The 3,550-nt window shown below is 37.3% G+C and carries 5 protein-coding genes; 4 read left to right on the top strand and 1 reads right to left on the bottom strand.

The window, feature by feature from the left end; translation table 11 throughout:
- Window positions 1–432, top strand: a 432-nt coding sequence (locus tag AC1DPQ_RS21415) for a Crp/Fnr family transcriptional regulator (RefSeq protein WP_477610813.1), incomplete at its 5' end; no start/stop codon positions are given.
- Between the two features lie 528 nt (window positions 433–960).
- On the opposite strand, the gene AC1DPQ_RS21420 is transcribed toward AC1DPQ_RS21415, so the two are convergent.
- Entirely contained in the window at window positions 961–1,512 is a 552-nt protein-coding gene (locus AC1DPQ_RS21420; RefSeq protein ID WP_477610814.1) for a 5' nucleotidase, NT5C type, read from the bottom strand.
- Between the two features lie 96 nt (window positions 1,513–1,608).
- Between AC1DPQ_RS21420 and AC1DPQ_RS21425 the strand changes: the two genes are divergently transcribed.
- The 3 genes from AC1DPQ_RS21425 to AC1DPQ_RS21435 all read left to right on the top strand — a co-directional run bounded on the left by AC1DPQ_RS21425 (window position 1,609) and on the right by AC1DPQ_RS21435 (window position 3,485).
- On the top strand, window positions 1,609–2,358 hold the full coding sequence (locus AC1DPQ_RS21425) for a DeoR/GlpR family DNA-binding transcription regulator (RefSeq protein ID WP_215132066.1): 750 nt from the start codon (window positions 1,609–1,611) through the stop codon (window positions 2,356–2,358).
- Between the two features lie 67 nt (window positions 2,359–2,425).
- On the top strand, window positions 2,426–2,965 hold the full coding sequence (locus AC1DPQ_RS21430; RefSeq protein WP_477586398.1) for a hypothetical protein: 540 nt from the start codon (window positions 2,426–2,428) through the stop codon (window positions 2,963–2,965).
- A gap of 79 nt (window positions 2,966–3,044) precedes the next feature.
- Window positions 3,045–3,485, top strand: coding sequence for a DMP19 family protein (locus AC1DPQ_RS21435; protein ID WP_477610815.1), 441 nt, complete (start codon window positions 3,045–3,047; stop codon window positions 3,483–3,485).
- Window positions 3,486–3,550 lie beyond the last annotated feature (65 nt).

Below are 3,550 nucleotides of genomic sequence, written 5' to 3' on the forward strand. Positions count from 1 at the left end.
GTATCAGGCTTGGTAAGAGGTTTTATTAAAGATGGTAATAAAGAGATTACCACTTGGATCAGTTTAGGGAACGAATTTATTGGAGCGATTCAACATCCCGATGAAAACGTTCAGCCCTCAATTGAATATTTGCAGGCATTGGAAAATTCAGAATTGGTTGCCATTCCACACTTATTGATTGATAAGCTTTACGCTAGTTATCAGGAAACGAATGTTATTGGTAGAAAGATTTTAGCGCTCCAGTATCATGCCGCCTCAGAACGGGCCATAATAGCTAGAATCCCTTCGGCAGAAAGGCGTTATGAGAAATTTTTGGAACTAAACTCTTTTGATATATCTAGAGTACCATTAAGGTGTATAGCCAGTTATTTAGGTATGCGTTTGGAAACCCTTAGCCGCATACGCAGTAAGTTGGTAAGAGAGCTGGTGTAGTTAACGGTTGATCATAATGGGTTAGGTCGATCTGTGCGAAGAATACTCATTTTAAACGCTATGTTTACATAACATTATACACTTTTTACATATTGATGTACAACCTTAAATTGCATATACTAAACATCATATTTGTATTTAAATTTGGGTAAGTAAAAATTAAATCAACGGGACGATTTAGATTACATTCGTAAGCCTCTCTTTTTAGGGAGGCTTATTTTGTTTCAGCCTGCCAGTGCTTATATACCAGTTAGAGGGGGATACGGCGGCGGAGCCAGTTCTTGTGGTTCATCCTGCGGAAGTTCTTGCGGTAGCTGCGGTGGCTGTGGAGGTGACTAATAATTTTTGTTGCTTTAAATTAAAATCTTCATCAAATCTTAATCTTTCTGCCGTAATATTGTAGGCATAAGGGGTGAGAGCCTTATATCAACTTCTAGTTGAGAGCGTTAATTTAGATAGAGGATGTAGCCAGTGGCTACATCCTTTTTTTATCCCTGGCATGTGGATATGAAGAGGCTAAATGTTTGACTAGACAATTTCAAGTTTTGTCTCTTCAAGTTCCTTCAATAATGCTGATACCTCGTTCCAGTGATTTATCCTTTGGTGATGATCTTTTTCTACATTGTGAAATGCTGTAAACATTAAGGCTTTTCCCTTACAAAAATCAAGGTTTTTACAATGGTCGTCAATTAAATAATCGGTATCTATTATACTCTTATCGCCACAAAAGATGATATTCTTCCAGCTGATAAAAGGGAAGTGCTCTGCAAGCCACTCGCGTTTTTCGAAGAGCGATAAGGGGAATTCCATGGCGGCTGAAACGATATAGATCTCGTAGTCTTCCATTAATTTTTTTACGGCTTCAACAGCGCCTTCCATTACCGGCAGGTTTCTGAAAAAGCCTGTTCTATTGCAGATCTTCATTACCATAGCCCTATCCGGAAAAAGTTCTTCTTCCGATTTGCCTTTTATATCGTTGCGGGTAAGCGAAATGCCTGTTTCTGCCTGGTAGGTCTGAAGTATATGGTCTTCTATGTCGGCGAGAACGCCGTCCATATCAATGCCTATTATTTTTCTCATGATTTGCTATATTTTGCAACAAAAATATTTAATATTGCAATATATTGCAAATTATAATCCTAGTAAATTTATATATTTGCAATATATTGCAGTAGTATGGTAAAAGAAGAGCGTCTACAGATCATTATTAATACCCTGGAAAAAGACACCAAGGTGCGGTTGAACGAATTGAGCACATTGTTAAACGTATCAGAAGATACGGTTCGCCGTGATATTAAGGAGCTCGATATGCAAGGGCTGCTCAGGGCGGTTAGGGGTGGCGCAATTGCCCATTCGCCTATTCCACAGCATTACCGGGATAGGGAAAAGTACAATCAGCAGCACAAACAGATTATTGCAAACAAAGCCTTAGCGTTTTTGAAAGATGGTCAGGTAGTGTTTTTCGATGGTGGCACCTCGGTAGTAGCACTGGCTGCCGCATTGCCTAAAGATTTAAAAATCACCATTATTACCAATAGCTTTCCTGTTGCCAATATTTTGGAAGACCACCCCAATGCCGAAGTGATATTTGCCGGCGGAAGGTTGCATAAAACGGCATTTACCACCATGGGGCAAGAAACTATCGATACTTTTAGAAAGGTCAGGGCCGATGTTTGTATGCTTGGTATCTGTAGTTTGCACTATAGTATGGGTATTACCTCCATTATATATGAAGATGCCCAACTTAACAACATCATGATTAACCAGGCGCAAAAAACCATCGCGCTATCCGCACTCGAGAAAATAAATACTGTAGAGTCTTACTATGTTTGCCCGGTTACCGATGTAGATGTAATTATTACTGAAACAGATTCTGATAATGCAATCCTGAAGCCTTATAAGCATTTGGGAATTGAAGTAGTTTAAATACTCGTATATTAATCAATACCAAATAAATAACTTAATTTGTGTTATCTAAATTTAACGCTCATTAATGATTGACTCTATTTTGCCGCGCTATATTTTGCAGGAGCAAATGTTTATTTATGCTTGCTGGAGTATCGTAATATTCTTTTTTAGAAAAAATAAATTTATCGGGCAGTTTGATAGGTCTGTTATTTGGTTGATCAGAGTTGTTGGTATTATATATTTTTTGCAATTCCCGGTAATTTTCTGTGCTGACTGGCTAAGTGGGGATTATGTTCAATATGAGTTCGTAAACCGCTTTACCGGACCTTATTGGTTCCCGGCAGTGTTTCCGCTATTGGTGTATTTACTTTCCACACAAAGTCTTTGGTTCACCTATTTCCAGAAATCGAGGTATTGGCGTTTAGCTTTTGGGTTATTGTTATTATCCTCAACATTTATTAGTGATATAATGCTGTGGATTAGCGGCCTCCAAAAAGATTCTGTTTCTTCCTGGAGAATGGCTTATGAGTCGTCTTTTTTGCATATTAATTCTTTGATCGTATTTGTTTTAATTACAGGATTTGGTTATTTGTTGCTCAGAAAAAAGAATATGCCTGCAGTATGATAATTTTTTTATGAAAATAGAGGGGTTAAAAAGTTCACCTTCAGGCCTTTCAGTTTAATTACATTTTTTTATCTAAAACATGAAATTTACTTCAATAACTAAAGCATTATTATTCATTACGGCATTCTCTAGTTGTAATACTCAAAGCAAGGTCGATTCGCATGAAAATGTTAAGCAACAAGTGAAAAGAATTGAGCGGGATAAAATAATACCGGTAGCTAATATTGATGAATTTGAAACGGAAGTAAATAATGGAGGCTTAAACCAATATTTCGTCAATTCATCTGGGCAGAACTGCTACGAAACACTCAGACTCTTAAAGAAAACAGGTAAAACAAATACGGCAGCTATCTTGGAAGAAGCAATCTCTCTGATAAACCCAAGAAACATAAGGGAAACTGAATTCGTCGAAAAGCTGAGGCAAAATAACGTTGAAGAACTTTACGATGAAAAAATAAGTCAGAAGATGAGTGTGTTAGATGAAAAGTTTTATAAATATCCAGATGGAAGCCTGAAGTAAGCAATTTGAAGATAAATCAGGTGCAAATACCCCTTAAATAAGAAAAGAGACAATCTATCCAGACT

It is taken from the genome of Pedobacter sp. 01T416_2, assembly GCF_056398925.1.